Source organism: Dokdonia sp. 4H-3-7-5 (genome assembly GCF_000212355.1).
GTDB lineage: Bacteria > Bacteroidota > Bacteroidia > Flavobacteriales > Flavobacteriaceae > Dokdonia.
Window position 1 is genome coordinate 388,161 of the sequence record NC_015496.1, and the last position, 23,606, is coordinate 411,766.

Consider the following 23,606-nt stretch of genomic DNA (forward strand, 5'->3'; position numbering starts at 1 on the left):
ACATCTGTTGAAATCCAAAAGATTTATCTCTACGTAAAACTACCTCACCTTGATATAGAACTTTGATTTAAAACATATGGACATTAAAAACAACCTTCCAGAAGAATTAGCATCAACTACTACCGAGAAAAACTCAGTTGTAAATAAAATATCTAAAAATCCTTGGGGAACTACTGTACTCATTACAACATTCTTGCTCCTAGTCATATCTGCTTATATAGCATATATGTTGCGTTATGACTTTTCACAACTAGATTTTGAACGTAAGAGTACTATCTTTGGCTATGCATTTATGACGGTTGCATCCGTATTTCTTGCCTATAAAAGTGCCTTCTTCTTATATACACTTTATAACTATTTCCGATACAAACCCGTAGCATCTGTTACAGATGAAGAGTTACCTACTGTAACTGTAATTGTACCTGCCTATAATGAAGGAAAGCAAGTATATGCAACACTCCAAAGTCTTGCTGCCAGTGATTACCCTGTAGAAAAAATACAACTGTTATCAATAGATGATGGTAGTCAAGATGATACATGGCATTGGATGCAAGTCGCCAAAAAAGAACTAGGTAATCGTGTTTCTATATGCCAGCAACCTAAAAACATGGGTAAACGTCATGCATTATACCGTGGTTTTCACGAAGGAACTGGAGAGGTTTTCATCACTGTAGACAGTGATTCTATGGTGACTCCAGACACGCTTAGAAATTTAGTTAGTCCATTTATTGATAATGAAGATTGTGGTGCTGTAGCAGGTAACATAAGAGTATTGAACAATGAGAAGGCATTATTACCAAAAATGCTTGACGTGAGTTTTGTACTTAGTTTTGAGTTTGTACGATCTGCAGAGAGTAACCTCAATTCTGTATTATGTACTCCTGGAGCGCTTGCTGCTTATAGAAGAGATGCTGTTTTTGCTTGTCTAGAAGAATGGATTGATCAAACGTTCATGGGGAAACCATCAGATATAGGTGAAGATCGCGCGATGACAAATATGATTCTTAGCCAAGGTAAACATGTACTTTTCCAGAAAAATGCATATGCTTACACTAACGTACCAGAAAACTATAAAGGACTTTATAAAATGTTCATTAGATGGGGAAGAAGTAACGTACGTGAGAACATCGCAATGGCAAAATATGTGTTTACAGACTTTAGAGAAGGCTCAAAAACGGGCACGAGATTACTTTTTCTGAGTCAGTCATTGCAGATTATCATGACATATCCCTTCCTAGCTTTTATGTTATTTTTTATAGCGACTCATCCAGTGCTATTCTTAACGTCAACACTAGTGAGTATCCTTGTACTATCTACATTCCCTGCACTATTTTACGGTAAAAAATATAATATCGCAGAGTCTTTTTATGCATATTCATACAGTTTATTTTACACCTTTGGCTTATTCTGGATCACTCCTTACGCCATCGCAACTGCTGGTAAAAGTGGCTGGTTAACGCGTAGTTTACCACAAGCAGTATAATTGACTATAATAAATAAGAAAGGCTCAAATTCACATGATGAATTTGAGCCTTTTTGTTTTTACTTAGTTTGCTACGCTTTCGCGAAAATATGATTACACTTAAACAAGCAGTTGAAACAGCTCTGGTTTATCATTAAGATATTCACCATAGAATTTACGTGCATGCATTCGATCGAGAAGCGGCTGTAAATCTTTTGAAGATTTTATTTCTAGACCTACGATTGCTGGTCCCTGTTCCCTACTCGTCTTTTTAGAATATTCAAAATAAGTGATATCGTCTGTGGGGCCGAGCACCTCAGCCACAAATTCTTTTAATGCTCCCGCTCGCTGCGGAAACTTCACAATAAAATAATGTTTTAAGCCTTGATGTAGTAACGCACGCTCCTTGATTTCTGCAGTACGGGTGATATCGTTATTGCTTCCGCTTACGATGCAAGCGATATTTTTACCTTTAATTTCTTTAGCAAATTTATCTAATACGGCAAGCGTCATTGCACCTGCAGGTTCTGCTACAATAGCATCTCTGTTATATAAATCGAGAATAGTCTGGCATATCTTACCTTCAGTAACCGTAACTACCCTATCCACAAATTGCTGAGCAATTGCAAAGTTGCGATCGCCTACTCGTTGCACTGCCGCACCATCGACAAATTTATCAATCTCTTCTAGCGTAGTATTTTCCTTTTTTGAGAGCGAAGTGAGCATCGCAGGAGCTCCTGCTGGTTCTACTCCTATAATCTTTGTTTTAGGTGACAGGTGATGAAAAACGCTAGACAATCCAGCTATCAACCCTCCGCCACCTACTGGAACAAAAACATAATCTAACGGCTGCTCAGACTGTGTTAATATCTCTAAGCCTACAGTCGCCTGGCCCTCTATTATTTTTTCGTCATCAAAGGGATGTACAAATGTTTTTCCTTCTGTGGTACAAATATCACTCGCTCGCGCAAAAGCATCATCAAAAGTATCACCTTCTAACACGACAGTAATCCAATCTCCACCAAACATTTCTACTTGCTCCACCTTTTGATTAGGTGTTGTAGAAGGCATAAAGATGGTGCCATGAATACTTAAACGAGAGCACGACAAAGCTACGCCCTGGGCATGATTACCTGCACTGGCGCATACGATGCCTACTCCTTTTTGTTCATCTGTAAGCGTACTTATCTTATTGTAAGCGCCTCTTATTTTATAACTGCGAACTTGCTGTAGGTCTTCACGCTTTAAAAAAACCTCTGCATCGAACTTGGTTGAGTATGTAAAGCTGCGCATAAATGGTGTTTTTATGGCAACCTTCTTTACCCTATTTGCTGCATCTGTAATAGACTTTAGCGTGGGAATAAATATTGTTGTTGCTACTGTCATTTATACATATTATCCATTCTCATTAATCTCAACCTTACTGATATCTAAATCCTCCACAAATTAATGAAGCACCTATTCTTTAAGCCGTTTTCACTTTCTTCATTGCGACCATAGCTCTTCGTAATGTTGCTCCTATTTCCTCAACAGGATGATTGCGTATGGCATCGTTTACAGCAATAAGTTCTTGATTATCTACATCATTTTCTTTTGCGAAAGCAGAACCTATAATATTTGTATCTACCCTCTTCATAAAGTCAGTTAATAACGGTTTACAAGCATGATCAAAAAGATAGCAACCATACTCTGCTGTGTCAGATATAATACGATTCATCTCAAAAAGCTTCTTTCTAGCAATAGTATTTGCAATAAGAGGCGTTTCATGTAACGACTCATAATAAGCACTTTCTTCTATAATTCCCGCAGCGGTCATGGTTTCAAACGCGAGCTCTACTCCTGCTTTCACCATGGCTACCATGAGTACTCCGTGATCAAAATATTCTTGCTCCGAAATCTCTGCGGTAGTGATTGTCTGTTTTTCAAAAGCAGTTTCTCCAGTGGCAGCTCTCCATTTGTGAAGATTCTTATCATCTGCAGCCCAGTCTTCCATCATGGTTTTTGAGAAGTGACCAGAGATAATATCATCCATGTGCTTTTCAAATAATGGACGCATAATTTCTTTTAATTCCTCGGCTAGATTAAAGGCTTTAATCTTAGACGGATTATTAAGACGATCAATCATGGTTGTGATTCCGCCGTGTTTTAAAGCTTCTGTGATGGTTTCCCAGCCGTATTGAATTAATTTCCCAGCATATGCAGGGTCAATTCCTTTTTCTACCATTTTATCAAAACATAAAATAGAACCTGTTTGTAGTACTCCACAAAGGATTGTTTGCTCACCCATAAGATCAGACTTCACTTCTGCTACAAAAGAAGACTCTAGAACACCTGCTCTATGTCCTCCTGTCGCTGCTGCATAGGCTTTTGCTTGCGCTAGCCCTTTCCCTTCTGGATCATTATTAGGGTGTACTGCAATTAAGGTAGGTACTCCAAAACCTCTTTTATATTCTTCTCTCACCTCAGAACCAGGACACTTAGGTGCCACCATTATTACCGTGAGATCTTCACGTATTTCCATTCCTTCTTCTACAATATTAAAACCGTGAGAATAAGCAAGCGTAGCTCCCTTTTTCATTAATGGCATTACAGCTTTTACAACAGCTGTGTGCTGTTTATCTGGTGTTAAATTGAGTACCAAATCTGCGCTGGGTATTAACTCTTGATATGTTCCTACAGTAAACCCATTAGAACTAGCATTTACAAAGGATGGACGTTTATCTGTAATCGCTCCCTCACGAAGTGCATAAGAAATATCACAACCGCTATCACGCATATTAAGACCTTGATTAAGACCTTGCGCGCCACAACCTACAATCACAATTTTCTTCCCTTCTATAGCAGCTATTCCGTCTTGAAATTCGCTAGCATCCATAAAGCGGCATTTCCCTAGTTGTGCCAGTTGATCTCTAAGTGGCAATGTATTGAAGTAGTTCATTCTAATTAATTTTCGGTAAAGACGGTGGTTAGAAATACGTCTTTATAATGATTAGTTATTGTTTCTTTAGACTCTGTATTTGAGGTGTTACGTTTTCGCGAAAGCGGCCTCCTGCTCATTCCTTATTTGTTGCAATAATGAAGAGATAGGCATCTCTGTCTTAGTAACTGCAATTCTACCCGAACGAGTAAACTGCATGATACCAAAAGGTTTTAACTCGCGGTGTACCAAATCAATTTCAGACCTGCGGCCTGACTTTTCTAGCACAAAGAAGTCTCTATTTACTGTAACTATGCGCGCATGGCTATCTTTTATAATATTCTGAATTTGAGGCTCTTCAAAAAGCAACTCAGATTTGATTTTAAAAAGTGCGCTTTCTGTAAAAATGGTCTCTTCATCACTATGGTAAAAAGCTTTAATGACCTCAACCTGACGTTCTATCTGACCTTTGATTTTCTCCATTTGATGTTCTGTAATATTTACCACTAGTGTAAATTTAAAAACATCATCTATCTCACTTTCTGAGGCAGAGAGGCTTTCAATATTAATTTTACGACGTTGAAATATAGCAGAGATGCGATTGAGTAACCCAATGTTGTTCTCGCTGTATATTGTTACCGTGTATGTTGTTATTTGCTCACTCATATATGTTGAGTTTAAGTACTAATTATTTTATTGTAGCAAAACCGTTTAGGTTGTTCTATATAATCAATGATATTCTTATGCTAAGCGTATATCTGATACTGATGCTCCTGTAGGAATCATAGGAAATACATTGTCCTCTTTTTCTACCATTACTTCTAGAAAGAAACTATTTTTTGAAGCAATCATACGAGTAATAGCATCTTCTAGTGTGCTTCTGTCTGTGACTTTCTGAGCTTCAATATCATAAGCCTCTGCTATCTTACAGAAGTTGGGGTTCTTCATTTCTGTGCTGGCATAACGCTTGTCAAAAAACAGTTGCTGCCACTGGCGCACCATTCCTAAAAACTCATTATTGAGCACTACAATCTTTACTGCAGCTCCGGTTTGAAAAATAGTACCAAGCTCTTGTATGGTCATCTGGTAACCACCATCACCTATAATCGCTACTACTTCGCGATCTGGTGCTCCCATTTTTGCTCCTATTGCTGCAGGAAGGGCAAAGCCCATCGTCCCTAGACCTCCAGAGGTGATGTTACTCTTAGATTTTTTGAAGTTTGCATAACGTATACCTACCATCTGGTGCTGGCCTACGTCTGTTACTATAATGGCGTCACCATTTGTTTTAGTATTAATGAGTTCAATTACCTCACCCATCGTTAGTCCATCCTTTGTAGGATGAATGTCGTTCTTTATGACTTTATCAAATTCTATGTTGTAATGGTCTTTAAATCTTTGATGCCACGCAGTATGTTCTTTCTTTTCTATCAGCGGCAATATTCGTTCAAGCGTATCTTTAGAATTACCTAATACTGGTATGTCTGCTTTTACATTTTTATTAACCTCTGCTGGATCTATTTCAAAATGGATCACCTTAGCTTGCTTTGCATAGCTTTCAAGGTTGCCCGTCACTCGATCATCAAAGCGCATCCCAATAGCTATTAATACATCACATTGGTTAGTAAGTACATTAGGTCCATAATTGCCATGCATTCCCACCATACCCACATTAAGCGGATGATCTGTAGGAATTGCAGATACCCCAAGGATTGTCCACGCAGCTGGGATTCCAGATTTTTCAACAAAGGCTTTAAAAGCTTCTTCTGCCTCACCAAGAATAACGCCTTGCCCCCATACGATCATGGGTTGTTTTGCATTATTAATAGCTTCGGCAGCTGCTTGTAATTGTTCTTCCTTTACTTCTGGAACTGGCACATAACTGCGTATGTGTTCGCATTTTTCATAAGAAAATTCAAATTCTTCAAACTGGGCATCCTTTGTTATATCAATTAATACAGGCCCTGGACGCCCAGAACGTGCTATATAAAAAGCTTTTGCTAGTACTTCTGGGATTTCCTTAGCACTCGTAATTTGATGATTCCACTTTGTAACGGGTGTAGAAATCCCTATAATATCGGTTTCTTGAAAAGCATCACTTCCTAATAGGTGTGAGCCTACTTGCCCAGTAATACAAACCATAGGCGTACTATCTATCTGAGCATCTGCAATACCTGTAATTAGGTTTGTGGCCCCTGGTCCTGAAGTCGCAATAGCAACGCCTACTTTTCCAGTTGCTCTAGCAAATCCTTGTGCAGCATGAGTAGCTCCTTGCTCATGACGTGTGAGTACGTGATGTATCTTATCTTGATGTATATGTAACTGATCATAAAATGGCATGATCGCCCCTCCGGGATATCCATAAATTAAATCTGCTCCCTCTGCCAGTAAACAGTGAATTAATGCCTCGCTACCGTTCATAGTGGTAGTTGTCTTTGCTGGATTATGTATGGTTTTTGTCTCCATATACAGGTATTTATGTGGCATTTTTTAAAACGTGCCCTTGTTTATTATCTTCTTAACGCTGTAAACTCTTTCAGTGTCCTTTGTGTAATAAAAAGTGAAAAACTCGTAAGTAATTCGTGGTTATTTCATTAAAACTCATCGGTAACACAGCCCTCACTTGCAGAGGAAACCATTCTTGCATATTTGTAGAGCGATCCTCTTTGTACCTTAAGTGGTGGAGCAATCCAGTTTGCCTTACGGCTTGCCAGTTCTTCCTCACTTATCTCCATATTTATGGTGTTATTTTCTGCATCAATCACAATCATGTCTCCATCTTGTATGAGCGCAATACCACCACCAGTTTGTGCTTCGGGAGTAATGTGACCTACTACAAAACCATGTGTTCCTCCAGAAAATCGACCATCTGTAATAAGTGCTACGTCTTTACCAAGTCCTGCACCCATAATTGCTGCTGTAGGCTTGAGCATTTCTGGCATTCCTGGACCACCTTGCGGCCCTTCATATCGTATAACTACAACATCTCCTTTCTTCACCTTACCTTCACCTATACCTGCGTTTGCCTCATACTCACCATTAAATACACGTGCGCTTCCGCGAAAATGTAACCCCTCCTTCCCCGTAATCTTTGCAACCGAACCTTCACTTGCAATATTTCCATACAGTATGCGGATGTGTCCTGTAGCTTTTATAGGATTCTCTACGGTATGAATTACATCTTGATGTGCTTTTAGATGGTCAACCTTTGCTAGGTTTTGTGCAATGGTTTTACCTGTTACCGTCATGCAGTCTCCATGTAGCATTCCTTGATCAAGCATATATTTTAACACTCCAGGAACACCACCTACGTTGTGAAGATCTTCCATTAAGTATTTTCCAGAAGGCTTTAAATCTGCTAGAAATGGAGTCGTATCACTTATCTTCTGAAAATCTTCAAGTTTAAAATCGATTTGCGCAGCTTTTGCAATCGCAAGAAAGTGCAATACCGCATTTGTAGAGCCGCCAAGAACGGTCACGAGCTTTACTGCATTTTCTAGTGACTTGCGCGTCACAATATCTGAGGGCTTAATATCTTTTTCAATCAAGTTTCTCAGAGCAGCTCCTACTCTAGCGCACTCTGCTGTTTTATTTGGAGAAACTGCTGGGTTTGAACTTGTATATGGTAAGCTCATTCCTAAGGCTTCTATGGCAGAAGCCATTGTATTTGCAGTATACATACCACCACATGCTCCTGCTCCTGGACATGCCTTTTTTACTACTGTCTTAAATTCTTTCTCGCTTATGGTTCCTGCAACTTTCTCTCCCCATGCTTCAAAAGCAGATACCACATCTAGCTTCTTATCTTCATGACAGCCAGGTGCAATAGTTCCTCCATAAACAAGTATGGAAGGTCTATCTAAGCGTAGTTGTGCCATTAAAGCTCCAGGCATATTTTTATCACATCCTACAACCGTTATTAAGGCATCATAAGACATTGCTTGCACCACCGTCTCCATGGAATCGGCTATGATATCACGAGATGGTAGAGAGTATCGCATACCAGGAGTTCCCATCGATATACCATCACTTACACCTATTGTATTGTAAATCAGCCCTACTAAATCAGATGTCTGTACACCCTTTTTAATATCGACAGCGAGCTTATTTAAATGCATATTACATGGATTACCTTCGTAACCTGTACTAGCAATACCTACAAGTGGTTTTTTAAAATCATCATCTGTGAGACCTATTGCGTGAAGCATAGCCTGTGCTGCTGGCTGCGTAGGGTCTTGAGTGACCGCTTTGCTGTATTTATTAAGTTCCTTCAAAAGTATAGTGTGTTTGGAATGGTTAAAATTATTATTCTAATATCAACTAGACAGTTTATAATAATAAAGCTGCCGATAACCAACTTAACACATTTACACTTAAATTACTGAATAACAATTACTTAAATACATTAAAAACATACTTCTACAAGAATATACCGCCTTATTTAATAAAGAAACAGCGTTATACAATTCATACTTAACAAACTAAAAAGAGCTCAAAACTTCACCTTTTAAGTTAATAACAACATCCTTAGGCAATACTTTATATTAAATCTTTCAGAAAATCAGCGAGGCTCCCTTAATAAGTCCCTATTTTTGGTAAAAACACACTGCCGTGACTATTCCTCAACTACTAGAGACTCAAAGAAATTATTTTGCAACCGGACAAACTAAGAGTATTGCTTTTAGGAAAGATTGTTTGGTACGCTTTCGCGAAAGCATAAAAAACAACGAGCAGGAAATCATTAATGCCCTAGCAGATGATTTTAAAAAACCAGCTTTTGAAAGTGTGGCTACAGAAATCAGTATTGTGATGATGGAACTTAATAAGGCCATCAAAGAAATCTGGAAATGGCAGATGCCGAAAAAGGTTTCTTCATCGCTTTTAAATTTTCCATCCAGTGATAAAATCATGTATGAACCTTACGGCACTACACTAGTAATCTCACCATGGAATTATCCTTTCCAGCTTGCGGTAGGACCTCTAGTAGGTGCAATTGCTGCTGGTAATACGGTTGTGTTAAAACCTAGCGAACTCACTCCTAAAACATCAGAACTATTAGCTAAGATCATTGCCGAAGTTTTTGACAAAGGACACGTAGCAGTTATTCAAGGAGCTAAAGAGGTTGCGCAAGAATTACTGGCACAACGATGGGATTATATCTTCTTTACAGGAAGTGTTCCCGTGGGGAAAATAGTTTACAAAGCAGCTGCAGAACATCTTACGCCAGTAACTCTTGAGCTGGGAGGAAAAAGTCCTTGTATAGTAGATGAATCTGCCAAAATACAACTAGCAGCAAAGCGAATTGTGTGGGGTAAATTTGTAAATGCGGGACAGACCTGTATCGCTCCAGACTATATCCTCGTGCATACTTCTGTAAAAGATAAATTGCTCACCGCACTCGATGTGGAAATCACAAATGCTTATGGTGCAGATCATGCAGTCTCTCCAGATTTTGCAAGAATCATAAGTGATAAAAACTTTGATAGACTTTCAAGCATGCTTGAAAACGCCACAATATTTAAAGGTGGAAATACTGATAAGGATTCACTTTACATTGCTCCTACGGTGCTTGACAGTGTTACTATAAAAGACAAAGCAATGCAGGATGAAATTTTTGGCCCGATTCTCCCTGTACTCACTTATGAAACCAAAGAGGACATTTCCAAAATTATAAATTCCATGGAAAAACCACTGAGCGCCTATGTGTTTTCTGAAAAGCGCTCTTTTAAAAAATGGTTTAATAATAGTTTTTCTTTTGGTGGAGGTGCGATGAATGATACACTTGTTCATTTTGTAAATGATAAATTACCATTTGGCGGAGTAGGTCACTCAGGAATAGGAAGCTATCATGGCAAGAAATCCTTTTACACCTTCAGTCATGCAAAGGCAATTGTAAGCCGCGGTACATGGATAGATGTCCCAATGCGTTATGCTCCATACAAAGGGAAAATAGGTGTACTCAAGAAGTTTATGAACTGGTTGTAGTACTTTAACTATAACAATAAAATAAGGGCATTTACCCCTACTAGAATAATCACTTCCCTAGTACTTTTACGTATGTTCAATTTTCCCCCCACAATAAAATTCTTATGGGAAGACCAACAAAAACAGAACGTTTAAAAGAAGCCAGACCAATTATTATGCAATCAACCCTAATTTTTTGCAAACTGAATTTACAAAAGATCTACGCCCGTAGTCGTCGTCTAGAACTTACCCACTGGAATGAGGATCAAGACTACGCAGATTATATCAACAACCTATGGACAACAATGATGAAGCACGATGCTATCAAAAAAGATGCTTTAAAGCTTGACGAAATGTTAGGAACAGGAGACGTTGTGCAATTACTAAGTGATATTGTCATGGAGCATAGAAAATCAAGTAACATTCAATAAAAACTGACTACCCTGTTGCATTTGCGCCAGTTTATTAAGATCACTAGCGACTACTTGTAGTACTCTAGGATATCCTCCTGTAGTCTGACAGTCATTCATTAAAAAAATTAATTTACCAGAGGGTGTAAGCTGTACTGTTCCTGGTATAACGGGACTTGTATATATACCTTTTAGCGTGTTTGGTAAAGGCTCAACAAGTTGTATTGCCATCCTATTCCATAAGTTTGAAACCGTAAATACATGATCACTTAATTGTTGTTGCTGGTTGTAAGTGAGCTTTGAAAACTCAGGCCCCTGATAAACTTTAATAGTAACTACAGATGAATGTATTACCCCAGATTGTGATTGCATCTTGAGATGTGCACCTTTTGATTTGCCATATTTCGAGATACCTAAAGGTAGCTCCATCCCTACGGTGAGCTTTCCTTCTGGTGTAAGTGGGTAATACCAGCTTTTACTACCAAGTATTGTTTGAGAATCTAGTCCTCCTGCAAAAGCGAGATAGCTTCTAGATCCTCCGTTTATTTTAGACATTTTTAATACTTGTTTGGCTTTCGCCAAAACAGGAACGCCTTCCATTACCTGAGCCCCATCTAGCGTAGCTCCTGCATTGCTACCAGTAATTACAAAGTTGACATCATGATTGAATACTATAGTAGGCCCCAGCAAAGTACACTCTAGCATTGCTGCATGAGGTATATTATTGAGAATAGCATTTGCAATCATAAAAGCATGTTTATCCATAGCACCACTTTGTGGAACTCCTAGATGCGCGTAACCTTCTCTACCATTATCTTGGACAGTTGTATAAAATCCCGGGTGCAGTATGGAAATAGAAGGTTTCATAAATTATTAGACATTGCTATCTTCTCAAAATCAGCCTCATTAATGGCATAAAATTTAATTATATCGCCTGCCTTGAACAGACCAGGTGTTGCTTTTGTTGCGTCAAATAACAAAATAGGAGTTCTGCCAATGACATGCCAGCCACCAGGACTATCTTGAGGATAAATACCAGTTTGAGTTCCTCCGATGGCAACACTTCCTTTTGCTATTGAGCGCGAGGGAACGGATTTTCTGTCAAGATGTAATCTATCATCGAGATTTTCTAAATATGGAAAACCGGGTAAAAACCCTAAGAAGTAAATGGGATACTCTCTACTTGTATGAATTTCTATAATTTCAGGTATTGTACATTTCACTTGGCTTGCATACTCCTTTAAATCCGGAGCAAACCTATTACTATAACAAACAGGGATTTTATATAATACACTATTATAATCACTGTTTAACACCGGAATATTGAGCACCGTAGAGATTTGATGAACTAAAGCGTCTATGCTAGTATCCTTAGATATACATTTCTTTACTAGAAGCTCATTATATGTATGCACTAGCTCAACATTAAGAAGCTTTGATAGAGTCGCTTTTTTAATGAGCAGCCAATTCAAAAGATCCTGAGAAGGAGGACTTTCTATTTGAATTAATAACGAATAGTCTCCTAACCTACTAATATGAAAATTATACTGGCACATCACTTTATTAAAATATGCTCTTGAGCAAAAGCCTGGTGAATTTCTTTTACAATCTGTAATGCATTTTCTGTATCGCCGTGGACGCAAAGTGTATCTACGTCAAAAGGAAGTGTAAGATTGTTGATTGTTTTTAGTTGGCGCTTCTTTACCATTCGTAATACGTGAGGTAAGACTGCATTATGAGATGTTAATACCGCAGCTGGTGAACTACGAGATACTAGTGAGTAATCATCATTATAATTTCTATCTGCAAAACCTTCTATGCTTATAGCTAGTTTTGAAACAGCTAGCGATGCGATTACAGAATTATGAGGTACGTAGAGCACAAGACGGTCATCTATCTCAAGTATGGTATCTATAATGAGATGAGCTATTTCTTCATTTTTGGCAGCTTCGTTATATAACGCACCATGTGGTTTTACGTGATGTACGTGTTGTCCACTTTTTGCTGCTAAACTAATAAGAAGTTTAATTTGAGAAGTTATTGACTCTTTTAAAAGTTCATAAGAAATAGTCATTGCCTCACGACCAAAATTCTTGCGATCCGGGTAACTGGGATGAGCACCAATTTTCACATTAGATATTTTCGCGAAAGCGAGAACTTCCAACATCGTTGCTGTATCTCCCGCATGACCACCGCAAGCGATGTTACAAGAGCTCAAATACGGTATTAACTGAGCCTCGTTCCCTACACCTTCACCTACATCGCTATTGAGATCTATATGCATCATAATAGTCCAAATACTTTTAAGATAGTGCGCGCACCTAGCACAAAAACAACTAACCAAATAACGATTGAAATTCCATTTTGAAGTGATGAGTTTACATAATTACCTAGTACATCCCGTTTATTTACTATCCAGATTAAGTAACCAGCAATTATAGGTAATAAGACACCATTTGCTACTTGTGCAAACTGAATAATCTCTACAGGGCTGTACCCTATAGATGAAAAAACAATGCCTAGTATAAGAATTGTAAGCCAGACTGCTCTAAACTTAGCTGATTTAAGATCTCGTTTCCACCCTAAACAACCTTGCACAACATACGCCGCTGCAAGAGGTGCTGTAATAGCAGAGGTTAAGCCGGCTGCTCCTAATCCTAACCCAATAAAATACCTCGCATAATCTCCGAATAGAGGCTCTAGGCTTTGAGCAAGATCTGCTGCATTTTTTATCTCACTTCCCTGTATGGCTGCTGCACAAATGATGATTGCCATACTAACCAAACCTCCTAAAATTACTGCAACAATAGTATCACGACGTGCAGCTGGTAAATCTGACGCATTGCGCCACTTCTCACTAACTAATGAGGCATGTAAAAATAAATTATAAGGAACTACGGTAGTACCTACCAGTGCAACTATAGTGAGTAAGCTACCATCTGGAAAAGATGGAATAAAACTACCTTTTAAAACAGCTAGTATATCTGGCTTTGTTACAAATGCCGTTGTTACAAAAGCTATACTCATGATAATAACAAGTGTGACCAGTATGCGCTCTAGCACTTTGTAATTTCCAACAAATAGGATGATGCTAGCGAGGATTCCTAGCACTAAAGACCAACTATTAATATCCAAAGTACCCACGCTTAATGAGCTCGAAAAACCGAGTGCTTCTATACCTAGAACGCCTCCACTTATATTACCTGCCTCATATGCTGCATTGCCTATCGCTATAGCGCTAAGCATTAAGATAACGGCAAAAGTTTGTGTAATTTTATTTGATAATGAATCTCTTATAACGCCGGCTAATCCTTTACCAGATACAAGACCTATGCGAGCTGCCATTTCTTGCAACACTATGGTAGCTATAATGGATAATACCATAGCCCATAATAAAGTAAATCCATAGGCAACTCCTGTAATTGTACATACAGTGACTGTTCCCGGACCTATAAAGGCGGCAGCTACTAATACACCAGGACCTGATAATTTGAATTTATTATTCATCGATTGCAATCAATATATTGTAATGATCTATATGATAATCACAAAGTACGGAGAACACTTGATATAATAACCTACGGTAATTTATTTTTAAAGAGTACACTAAAAATAGAACCCTCGCCTTTTACACTAGAAACACTTATCTCATCACCCATGTCTTCTATTTGGTTTTTGGTCATAAATAAGCCTAAACCTTTTGCGTCTTCATTACGGTGAAATGTTTTATAAAGTCCAAATAGCTTACCTCCATTTGCATTGAGATCAAGGCCTAATCCATTATCCTCTACAGATAATAACAAGTCATTTATGGATATCATCTCCGCATTAATTTTTACGATAGACTGCCTATTACTATCACTATACTTAACCGCATTTGATATTAGATTAAACAAAATACTTTCTAGATATGCAGCATTATAAGTAATCTGGATATCATTAGGAATATCACAGATTACAACAACATCTTTCTCAGTTATTTGAGCTTGAAGTGTATTGATTGTTTTATCTATATATTCTCTCAAGAGAATAAGCTTTGGAGTATCAGATAAGCTTCTATTTGAAGAAGCTATATCATTAAGATTATTTATTGTACCACTTAAACCGTCTGAGATATCATTGAGGTAAGGAGCTAACTCTTTCTTCTCCTCTGGACTCTCGGCATCATCTATGAGCTGTAGAATACTTTTGAGATTTCCTGCATGTGTTCTTAGGTTATGTGATACGATGAGAGCAAAGTTTTTAAGGCGTCCATTATGACTTTCTATAAGTTTATTCTTGCTAAGAATGTCTTCTTCAAACTCCTTCATCGCTGTAATATCAACATGAGTTCCTATCATGCGCGATGGCTTTCCTTTTTCATCCCACTCTACAGCCTTGCCCTTATCTTGAATCCACTTATATGTCCCGCTTGAAGAAAAAATACGATGTTGCCCTGAATAGTATTTAGTACGTCCCTCAAAGTATGCATTCATATCATCAAAATACATTTGCTTATCATCTGGATGTACTTTATCTGTCCATGTACTATCGCTTAGCAGTATACTATCTCTAGGAATCTCTAAAAATTCTAATGACTTGTCTGAGTAATAAACTTCATCATTTTTAATATCCCAATCCCAAACTCCTATTTCTGATCCTTCGAGAGCAAACTCAAATCGATCCTTAACTCTAAGCAATTCTAACTGAGTATTTTTCATCTCAGTAATATCTGTGGCATAACCATGCCAGCTTACTACATTCTCAGAAAGCTTTTCTGGTGTGGCATGTATATTTACCCATCCGTGAGCCCCTGATGGCAAAAGAAATCTAAATTGCTGAATCCAAGGATTAAAGGTTCTCATAGATTCATAAATAGCATCTAGAACCAATTTTCTATCATCTATATATATTAAATCGGAAACTACATGCGCATTATCTTGAAGATATTCTAGTGTGAGACCATACAGTGATTCTGCATTCTCTGTAATAAAGGGAAATGAATATTTTTTAGACCGCTTATCGAATTCAATTCTAAAGAAAAAACCTTCTACTTGATCTAAGAATTTCTTGAAACTATTGAGGCTTACTGCCTCGTGAGCGGTCTGGTCTAGAGATTTTTTTTGTGATATCATAGTAAGGGGGTGCTATCATGTTAAACAAAGATATTGTTTAATAAAAAGCAACACTCTTACCGTTATCATAAATTAAAAAAATACCAAAATCATCGATTAAATACAATATTAATCGATAAAGTGCAAATATAGATAGTTTATGAATTAACTAGTTATGAAAATATTAACCCAACCATCCATCACGATCTAAGCTTCTATATTGTATTGCTTCAGAAATATGAGTACCTGTTACGATAGCGGCACCTTCAAGATCTGCTATGGTTCTTGATACTTTCAAAATACGATCATAAGCCCTAGCAGATAGATTTAAACGTTCCATCGCAGTTTTTAATAACTCTTTTGATGCATCGTCAAGTGCGCAATATTTTCTTATTTGCTTCACATTCATCTGAGCGTTATAATTGGTTTTTACGCTTTCGCGAAAGCGTTCTACCTGTAATTCTCTCGCTGCAGTTACACGTTTACGTATGTCAACACTTGACTCTGCCTTCGTCTCATCACTAAGCTTTTCAAAAGGAACAGGCGTTACCTCAATATGTATATCAATTCGATCTAGTAAAGGTCCAGATATTTTACTTAGATAGCGCTGCATCTCTGCAGGGCTACTAGTAACCGGAGCATTAGGATCATTAAAATAGCCTCCCGGACTAGGATTCATACTCGCTACGAGCATAAAACTAGAAGGATAAGTAACCGTAAATCGCGCTCTGGATATAGTAACTTCTCTATCTTCGAGTGGCTGTCTCATCACTTCTAATACCGAACGCTTAAATTCTGGTAATTCATCTAAAAATAGTACGCCATTGTGAGATAAAGATATCTCACCAGGTTGAGGGTAAGCTCCGCCACCTACGAGTGCAACATCACTAATAGTATGATGCGGACTTCTAAAAGGGCGCTCAGACATAAGACCTTGATGCTCCTTAACTCGCCCTACTACAGAATGAATCTTAGTAGTTTCCAGCGCTTCTCGCAATGACATGGGAGGTAAAATACTAGGTAATCTTTTACTAATCATGGTTTTACCAGATCCTGGTGGCCCTATGAGTATGATATTATGCCCTCCTGCTGCAGCAATTTCCATACAACGCTTTATAGATTCTTGTCCTTTTACATCTGCAAAGTCAAACTCTGGATGCTCAAGATTTTTATAAAACTCGGCTCTAGTATCTATAACCGTAGGTTCAAGAGGTGTCCCTTTATCAAAAAAGGCAATTACTTCACTTATATTTTCTACTCCGTAAACATCAAGTCCATCTACTATAGCTGCCTCTTTTGCATTTTGAGCGGGTAAAATAAACCCTTTATATCCTTCTTCTCTTGCTTTTATGGCTATGGGCAAAGCTCCTTTTATAGGTTGTAAACCTCCATCGAGAGAAAGTTCTCCCATAAGGATATATTTCTCTACCTCATCTCCCTTAATTTGTTCGGTGGCAATAAGTATACCTGTAGCAAGAGGTAAGTCATATGCAGATCCTTCTTTACGTAAATCTGCGGGTGACATATTAAGAATAAGTTTCTTCCCTGGTATCTTGTAGCCATTATTCTGTAATGCTGCTGCAATACGATAGCTGCTTTCCTTAATTGCGTTATCTGGTAGCCCTACAAGGTGGTAACCTACTCCTTTATCTACATTTACCTCTATTGTAATTGTAGTAGCATCTACCCCAAAAACAGCACTTCCATAAACTTTAGTTAGCATCTAATCAATTGTTTGCATAAATATAGGTAATACTCTGGTAATCAAACCCTACAATTTCAACAAGCTGTTTTAGGGGCAAACACCCCTACATCATCTTGTAAAATCCCCCTATTTTTACAGTACATAAAGGGATTCTTAATTCAATTATCAAAAAACTATACTCAATAAATCATATTAAGAATATAACAATACGATAGACATTATTTAGGGGTGAAAGGCATCTCTGCGCTCGCAGAGGTGCTTTTCTTTTTTAAATCATTAAAAATTACCTTTTTAGAATAAAATATTATCGCTAAGTAAAAAATGTAAGTTATATTTGGCGCTCCTAAGAAATTAGGGGACTGTGAGCTATTCATTTAGCTATCATGAATTTAGGGGTGAAAGGCATCCCTGCTTAGCAGGGGTGTTTTTCTTTTTAAAACTATACTTTACACAAAAAAGCCTGAGAAATTAGTTTCTCAGGCTTTTTTGATTATTGTGATTATTGATTAGTACTCTTATTTGGTAAGAATATTAAATTCAATTTTTGAAGAGTGGAACACGCTATGTGTTTGTTTAGTAAAATCTTCTTCTTTTGCCTCAAAGATATTATCCACATACGTTTGCGGATTTAAATCTATAAGAGGAAACCATGTGCTTTGTATTTGTACTTGCAATTTGTGTCCCTTCTTAAAAGTATGAAGCACGTCTTGTAGCTTAACAAAAACCTCATCTTTCTCTCCGGCAACAAATGGTTGAGGGCGCTCAAAGCTCTTTCTAAAACGACCGCGCATTACCTCACTACGTACCATCTGGTGATATCCTGCCATCTCTACACCTTCTTCTGTTTCTTGAGTATTAGGAACATCATCTGGGTACACATCAATAATTTTTACAATCCAATCTGCAGATGTTCCTGTAGTGGCTACATTAAGTTTTGCCATGATGTCTCCTACTAGCGTCAAATCATCATCAAGTACCGGTGTTTCATATACCAATACATCCTCACGCGCTGCAGCAAATCGCTGATCGTCAGACATGTATTTACGTGGTGTAAATACCATCTTTTTACCTTCTGCATACGGAACTGGGTTTGCTGGGTCACTTACAAACTTCTCTGCATCGTATTTACTGGAAGGGCTTCCAGTAAGTGCATTATCTTTTCCTAAGAAGAATGAAGCCGGCATAGCCTTTTTAGGTGGCCATTGTTCAAAAGAGTTCCACTCTTTACTTCCTGAATCAAATATATGTGCTTCTGGCAATCCTGTAGCTCCGTCTTTATCACCACCCTTTAAGAAGTGATTAAAGAATTTTGTCTCAATATCTCTTTGAAAATAATCTGAAATATTATCACCAAAATATACATTACCCACTGCTTGTCTCGGCTTATTACGAGCCCAGTCTCCATGACTCCAAGGTCCAAAAACAACCGTATTGTAATTATTACTGCGTTTCTCGATGTTCTTGTACGTCTCCCAAGGTCCGTATAAATCTTCGGCATCATATAGTCCTCCTACAACCATTACGGCTGGCTCTATATTTTCTAGGTGCTGTATAAGCCCTCTAGATTGCCAGAACTCATCATAGTTAGGATGTTCTTTTAATTGCGTCCAGAACTCATTAGTCTCATCATAATATTTATCCAAGTTTGATAAAGGACCTGTTTTCAAGAAAAAGTCAAACTGGTCATCACTATCTAAATCTGGAAAATCATACCAAGACTCTGTAGTAGGAGCATCTTTCTGGTAACCAAAAACTGCAGTTGCTCTCCAGTAGCTTAACAAATAAGCTCCGTTATGATGAAAATCATCAAAAAAGAAATCGCCTATACATGCTTGTGGTGATGCCGCTTTTAAAGCTGGATGACCACTTAACAAAGAATAAGTTGCATAAAACCCAGGGTAAGAAATACCCCATGTCCCTACGTTTCCGTTATTATTCTCTACGTTATTTACTAACCACTCTATCGTATCATAGGTATCACTAGCTTCATCTATTTGGGTTCCTGTTTTATTAGGAATAAATGCTCGCATGTTATCATACTTACCTTCACTCATCCAGCGACCACGCACATCTTGATATACGATAATATTACCCTCCTGCATTAAATAAGCATTAGGAGCTATCGCCGTACGCATTTGCCCCTCACCATAAGGCTTTGAACTATATGGCGTGCGCTGCATTAGAATAGGATACGATTTTGAGGTATCCTTTGGAGAGTAAATGGTTGTATGAAGATGCACGCCATCTCTCATTTTGATACGCACTTCTTGTTTGTTATAATGCTCAGAAACTTGATAGGTGGTATCCAAAATAGTTTCTCGAGATTGTGCAGATGACGCTTTCGCGAAAGCAAAAAAGCATACTATACAAAGTAGTTTAAAGGTGTAATTCATTTATTGATTGTTAAAGGTTGTGATGGCAGTTTTAAGCCAGTTTTCATACTTTTTTGCATCAGGAGTATAAGCTACAGGCTTGTTTAACGGTTTTTCATCATGATCCAGCATTACATAATATGGTGCTGCGACAAGATTATAACGTTCTATCTGGAAGTTACTCCACTTGTTACCTACTGTTTTAATGCGACGTCCTGAAGCACTTACTCCCTGCTCGGCTTCTGGAAGCTCTTCTTGAGAGTCTCCGTATAAAGATATCAAAACAACATCATTCTTTAAGATATTTAACACGCCCGGTTTAGACCACACTAGCTCTTCCATACGACGACAGTTTACACAAGCTTTTCCAGTAAAATCTAGCAGTACAGGTTTGCTCTCATTACGAGCATACTCCATACCTGCTTCATAATCTGTAAAGGATAATAATCCGTGCGGTCCTATTTCTGCATTTTCTGGAAACTCTGCCGTACTATTAGAGAGTGTAGGCTGCCCTCCTATTCCATAAGGCGACTCGCTATAATTCATAGGCGGTGGGAAACCACTTATAAGTTTAAGTGGCGCACCCCATAATCCAGGAATGAGGTATAAAATGAAAGCAGTAGTCATTATCCCAAGTAGTAATCTGCCCACAGAGATATTCTTTACTTCTGTGTCATGTGATAGTTGGATTTTACCAAATAAATATAGTGCTAGCCCAACCATGATTGCAATAAGCAATACTAAAAACACCTCGCGCTCTAGGTAATGACCATCAATTACCAAATCTGCATTTGATAAAAATTTAAGTGCTAGTCCAAGCTCTAAAAATCCTAAAACTACTTTTACTGTGTTAAGCCATCCGCCAGATTTTGGCAAACTATTTAACCACCCTGGAAACATTGCAAATAATGCAAATGGCAGCGCTATCGCAGTAGAGAATCCAAGCATACTTATAACTGGGGTAATACCGCCTTCTGTGATAGATTGTACTAGTGCAACGCCTACTATAGGACCCGTACAGCTAAAGGAAACGATAGCGAGTGCAAGCGCCATAAAAAATATACCTGCAAATCCTCCACGATCTGCTTTGCTGTCTATCTTATTTGCCCATTTTTGAGGAAGCATAATCTCAAAGGCTCCGAAAAATGAAACGGCAAATACTACTAGTAATATAAAGAACACTAGATTAAAAGTAACACTAGTAGAGACCTCAACAATTGCGGTAGCTCCAAAAATACCAGTTACTGTGAGTCCCAGTACTACATATATAATAATGATAGAGATGCCATAAATGATAGCATTACGTATACCAGCAGCTCGAGATTTACTTTGTTTTGTAAAGTAGCTCACCGTCATAGGGATCATAGGGAACACGCAAGGGGTAAAAAGAGCTGCAAGACCTCCTAGAAAAGATAGAAAAAATGTAGCCCACGAACCTTTGTTACTAGGTCCATTATCATCTATCACACCTTCCTCTTCTTCTCCTTTATCTTTTTGTGCTGGTGTTGCTCCATATTTTTCAAACTCATTATAATCTGTAAAGGCTTTGACTTTACCCGTTTTGAGGTTGTGAGCAATATAAAAGTCTTGTGGAATACACACTTCTTTACATACCTGATAGTTTATAACCGACTTGACAATGGTAATATCTTTATCTGTTAGCGTAATAGGCATAGATAGCTTAGGACGCTGTCCTGCATATTTAATCACATCCTCTTCAAAAATCTCATCGTAAGCGGTTTTGGTCTCGCTCTCTCGTGCAAATTTCTCACGGATAACACCTGCATCCTTTTGTAAAAACTCAAAGTTAAAAGGAATTCCAGCTGGAGTTTCTTGAGCATAGATATACCATCCATCTTCTACAGTGGCTTGGTAATGCAAGACATACTCAGTGTCTGACACTTTCTCTACAGATCCTTCCCAGGCTACGGGATCAAGTGTTACTTGAGTGATGCCAAATCCTTGTGCGGCCACTCCACTTACTATAAATAATAGTAGAGAAGTTGCTATAATGAATGCTTTACGCGTCATACGATTGTAAATTTTATTGTTTTTAGTGTAGTATCTACTACTTTAAAACGGTCGTCTGCTCTGTGGCCTATCACCCATATTACAGCATTATCACTGCACAAAAGCCAGACCTTTTTCTTTGCTATCAAAGATAACTTTTCATCTTTAAGATACTTACTCAACTTCTTCCTTCCTTTCATCCCATAAGGATAAAAGTAATCACCATCTTTCCACTTTCTGATGGTGAGTGGGTACCCTATAAGCGATGCATCTACTACTATCTCTTTTTTAGATAAACTAGTTACAACAGGTCCTTCTCCCACAGACAGTATTCCAAAATCTCCTTTAATACGTTCCTCTCCTTGCTGCCATTGATAAGAACGTGTGGTTTCCATCTTAATTACAGAAATAATTAACTTCTCTCTATTTTTTAATAAGCGATGCGTACTAGAGGTTATCTCTTTTCCAGACTGCGCCTGTGGCAACTTATAAATGTCATCCCAAGCAGTAAACCCATAAGGGGATAATAATTGATACAACACGGCTTCTGGTTCTGGATGACTTGCTAGTTCAACTAGATCCATGACTTCATCACCGTTAGAAACAGTCATAAACTGTTGTCGTAATTGGTCTGTATAAACTTTCAGTAAACGTTCACTTTGTTTTAAGTGCTCCTGCGTATGCTGCAACCCTTTGAGGATATTGGGTTGAGCTTCCTCTAGATTAGGTATTGCATGATGGCGTATATGATTACGCACATAATTATCTGTTCCATTACTGCTATCTTCTCGCCATTGCAAACCTTCTTTTAAAGCATAATTTCTTATTTGCTTTCGCGAAAATTTGAGCAACGGCCTCACAATCTCTCCATTTACCACAGGGATTCCTGTGAGTCCTTTTATACCTGTACCGCGACCTAAATTAATGAGAAATGTCTCCAAATCATCATTGAGATGATGAGCAGTTAAAATGTAGTCGAAATCTTCGGCAACCGAAAGTTCTTTAAACCATTGATAGCGAAGTTCTCTTGCTGCTATCTGAGTTGATGTCTTGGAAGTTTTCGCGTAAGCGGAAGTATCAAACCCCTTTATATAAATAGGAATGTTGTGGAGCGTACAATAGCTTGCAACAAAAACTTGATCACCGTCACTCTCTACTCCTCTTAAATTAAAATTGCAGTGTGCTACACTCATGGTAAGCCCGGCCTGACGACATAGCAATAATAAGAGCATACTATCAAGCCCGCCACTTACAGTAACGAGTATCTTACTATCAAGAAGAAATGGTAAATCTTGTGCGATATGGTGCTTAAAATCCTCAAGCATCCTTGTACATTATACGCGCCCCTTAAGGGCATTAAATACCCAAGCAATAGCAAAAAAGCCAATACCCACAGATGCAAAACCCCAGCCGGCTACATCAGTATATCTAAAAACGCCTAGAGCAATAAGTCCTAAGCCTACTAAAATCATTATAAAAGTGGCCCAAGCCAGAACGGTATTTTTATTCATACCCATAGTTTAATTTTTAGGGAAAATCTTATTAAATAAGATAAGCTACAAATATCGGTTATTTATTGGAATTTGGGTAGCTGGTAATTTTTACAATTCTCATTTCAAGCTTGTGCTACAATACTTACCTTTATAGACAGAAAAACATTCAAGCACACACAC

At 38.1% G+C, this 23,606-nt stretch carries 18 protein-coding genes; 3 read left to right on the forward strand and 15 right to left on the reverse strand.

Translation table 11 applies throughout. The annotated features are described in order from the left end of the window. Window positions 1–76 precede the first annotated feature (76 nt). Window positions 77–1,483 (forward strand): glycosyltransferase, encoded by a 1,407-nt coding sequence (locus KRODI_RS01625; protein ID WP_013749825.1) that lies wholly within the window; start codon window positions 77–79, stop codon window positions 1,481–1,483. 99 nt (window positions 1,484–1,582) lie between these two features. Here KRODI_RS01625 and ilvA read toward each other — a convergent pair whose 3' ends face one another. The 5 genes from ilvA to ilvD all read right to left on the reverse strand — a co-directional run bounded on the left by ilvA (window position 1,583) and on the right by ilvD (window position 8,653). Next, window positions 1,583–2,848, reverse strand: coding sequence for a threonine ammonia-lyase IlvA (gene ilvA / locus KRODI_RS01630; protein ID WP_013749826.1), 1,266 nt, complete (start codon window positions 2,846–2,848; stop codon window positions 1,583–1,585). 79 nt (window positions 2,849–2,927) lie between these two features. Beyond that, complete coding sequence (ilvC, locus tag KRODI_RS01635) at window positions 2,928–4,400, reverse strand: ketol-acid reductoisomerase (protein ID WP_013749827.1); 1,473 nt, start codon at window positions 4,398–4,400, stop codon at window positions 2,928–2,930. Between the two features lie 87 nt (window positions 4,401–4,487). Continuing rightward, window positions 4,488–5,045, reverse strand: coding sequence for an acetolactate synthase small subunit (gene ilvN / locus KRODI_RS01640; RefSeq protein ID WP_013749828.1), 558 nt, complete (start codon window positions 5,043–5,045; stop codon window positions 4,488–4,490). Between the two features lie 75 nt (window positions 5,046–5,120). Beyond that, window positions 5,121–6,845: a biosynthetic-type acetolactate synthase large subunit gene (ilvB, locus tag KRODI_RS01645; RefSeq protein WP_013749829.1), complete on the reverse strand. Its 1,725-nt coding sequence runs from the start codon at window positions 6,843–6,845 to the stop codon at window positions 5,121–5,123. A 128-nt stretch (window positions 6,846–6,973) separates the two neighbouring features. Continuing rightward, the gene (ilvD, locus tag KRODI_RS01650) at window positions 6,974–8,653 is read right to left on the reverse strand and encodes a dihydroxy-acid dehydratase (RefSeq protein ID WP_013749830.1); all 1,680 of its coding nucleotides are present in this window, start codon (window positions 8,651–8,653) and stop codon (window positions 6,974–6,976) included. A 337-nt stretch (window positions 8,654–8,990) separates the two neighbouring features. Here ilvD and KRODI_RS01655 point away from each other — a divergent pair, with 337 nt between their 5' ends. Both KRODI_RS01655 and KRODI_RS01660 read left to right on the forward strand, forming a co-directional pair. Continuing rightward, on the forward strand, window positions 8,991–10,364 hold the full coding sequence (locus KRODI_RS01655; RefSeq protein WP_013749831.1) for an aldehyde dehydrogenase: 1,374 nt from the start codon (window positions 8,991–8,993) through the stop codon (window positions 10,362–10,364). A gap of 104 nt (window positions 10,365–10,468) precedes the next feature. Continuing rightward, complete coding sequence (locus KRODI_RS01660) at window positions 10,469–10,774, forward strand: hypothetical protein (RefSeq protein WP_013749832.1); 306 nt, start codon at window positions 10,469–10,471, stop codon at window positions 10,772–10,774. Here KRODI_RS01660 and KRODI_RS01665 read toward each other — a convergent pair. The 10 genes from KRODI_RS01665 to KRODI_RS01710 all read right to left on the reverse strand — a co-directional run bounded on the left by KRODI_RS01665 (window position 10,757) and on the right by KRODI_RS01710 (window position 23,450). Next, window positions 10,757–11,620, reverse strand: a complete 864-nt coding sequence (locus tag KRODI_RS01665; protein ID WP_013749833.1) for a biotin-dependent carboxyltransferase family protein — start codon at window positions 11,618–11,620, stop codon at window positions 10,757–10,759. The two genes, KRODI_RS01660 and KRODI_RS01665, sit on opposite strands and share 18 nt — an antisense overlap. Beyond that, window positions 11,617–12,309 carry a 5-oxoprolinase subunit PxpB gene (gene pxpB / locus KRODI_RS01670; RefSeq protein WP_013749834.1) on the reverse strand — a complete coding sequence of 231 codons (693 nt, stop codon included), beginning with the start codon at window positions 12,307–12,309 and terminating at the stop codon, window positions 11,617–11,619. The genes KRODI_RS01665 and pxpB overlap by 4 nt, the downstream gene beginning before the upstream one ends. Beyond that, window positions 12,309–13,040, reverse strand: a complete 732-nt coding sequence (gene pxpA, locus KRODI_RS01675; RefSeq protein WP_013749835.1) for a 5-oxoprolinase subunit PxpA — start codon at window positions 13,038–13,040, stop codon at window positions 12,309–12,311. The genes pxpB and pxpA overlap by 1 nt, the downstream gene beginning before the upstream one ends. Next, entirely contained in the window at window positions 13,037–14,260 is a 1,224-nt protein-coding gene (locus KRODI_RS01680) for an Nramp family divalent metal transporter (RefSeq protein WP_013749836.1), read from the reverse strand. Before KRODI_RS01680 ends, pxpA begins: the two co-directional genes overlap by 4 nt. Before the next feature lie 71 nt (window positions 14,261–14,331). Beyond that, window positions 14,332–15,867 carry a PAS domain-containing sensor histidine kinase gene (locus KRODI_RS01685; protein WP_013749837.1) on the reverse strand — a complete coding sequence of 512 codons (1,536 nt, stop codon included), beginning with the start codon at window positions 15,865–15,867 and terminating at the stop codon, window positions 14,332–14,334. A gap of 163 nt (window positions 15,868–16,030) precedes the next feature. Further along, a complete protein-coding gene (locus tag KRODI_RS01690; protein WP_013749838.1) occupies window positions 16,031–17,569 on the reverse strand; it encodes a YifB family Mg chelatase-like AAA ATPase in 1,539 nt (512 codons plus the stop codon). 497 nt (window positions 17,570–18,066) lie between these two features. Then, complete coding sequence (locus tag KRODI_RS01695; protein WP_013749839.1) at window positions 18,067–19,944, reverse strand: CocE/NonD family hydrolase; 1,878 nt, start codon at window positions 19,942–19,944, stop codon at window positions 18,067–18,069. Continuing rightward, the gene (locus KRODI_RS01700; RefSeq protein ID WP_013749840.1) at window positions 19,945–21,954 is read right to left on the reverse strand and encodes a protein-disulfide reductase DsbD family protein; all 2,010 of its coding nucleotides are present in this window, start codon (window positions 21,952–21,954) and stop codon (window positions 19,945–19,947) included. Next, window positions 21,951–23,258 carry a tRNA lysidine(34) synthetase TilS gene (gene tilS, locus KRODI_RS01705; protein ID WP_013749841.1) on the reverse strand — a complete coding sequence of 436 codons (1,308 nt, stop codon included), beginning with the start codon at window positions 23,256–23,258 and terminating at the stop codon, window positions 21,951–21,953. The genes KRODI_RS01700 and tilS overlap by 4 nt, the downstream gene beginning before the upstream one ends. 9 nt (window positions 23,259–23,267) lie before the next feature. Next, window positions 23,268–23,450: a CAL67264 family membrane protein gene (locus KRODI_RS01710; RefSeq protein WP_013749842.1), complete on the reverse strand. Its 183-nt coding sequence runs from the start codon at window positions 23,448–23,450 to the stop codon at window positions 23,268–23,270. Window positions 23,451–23,606: the final 156 nt, after the last annotated feature.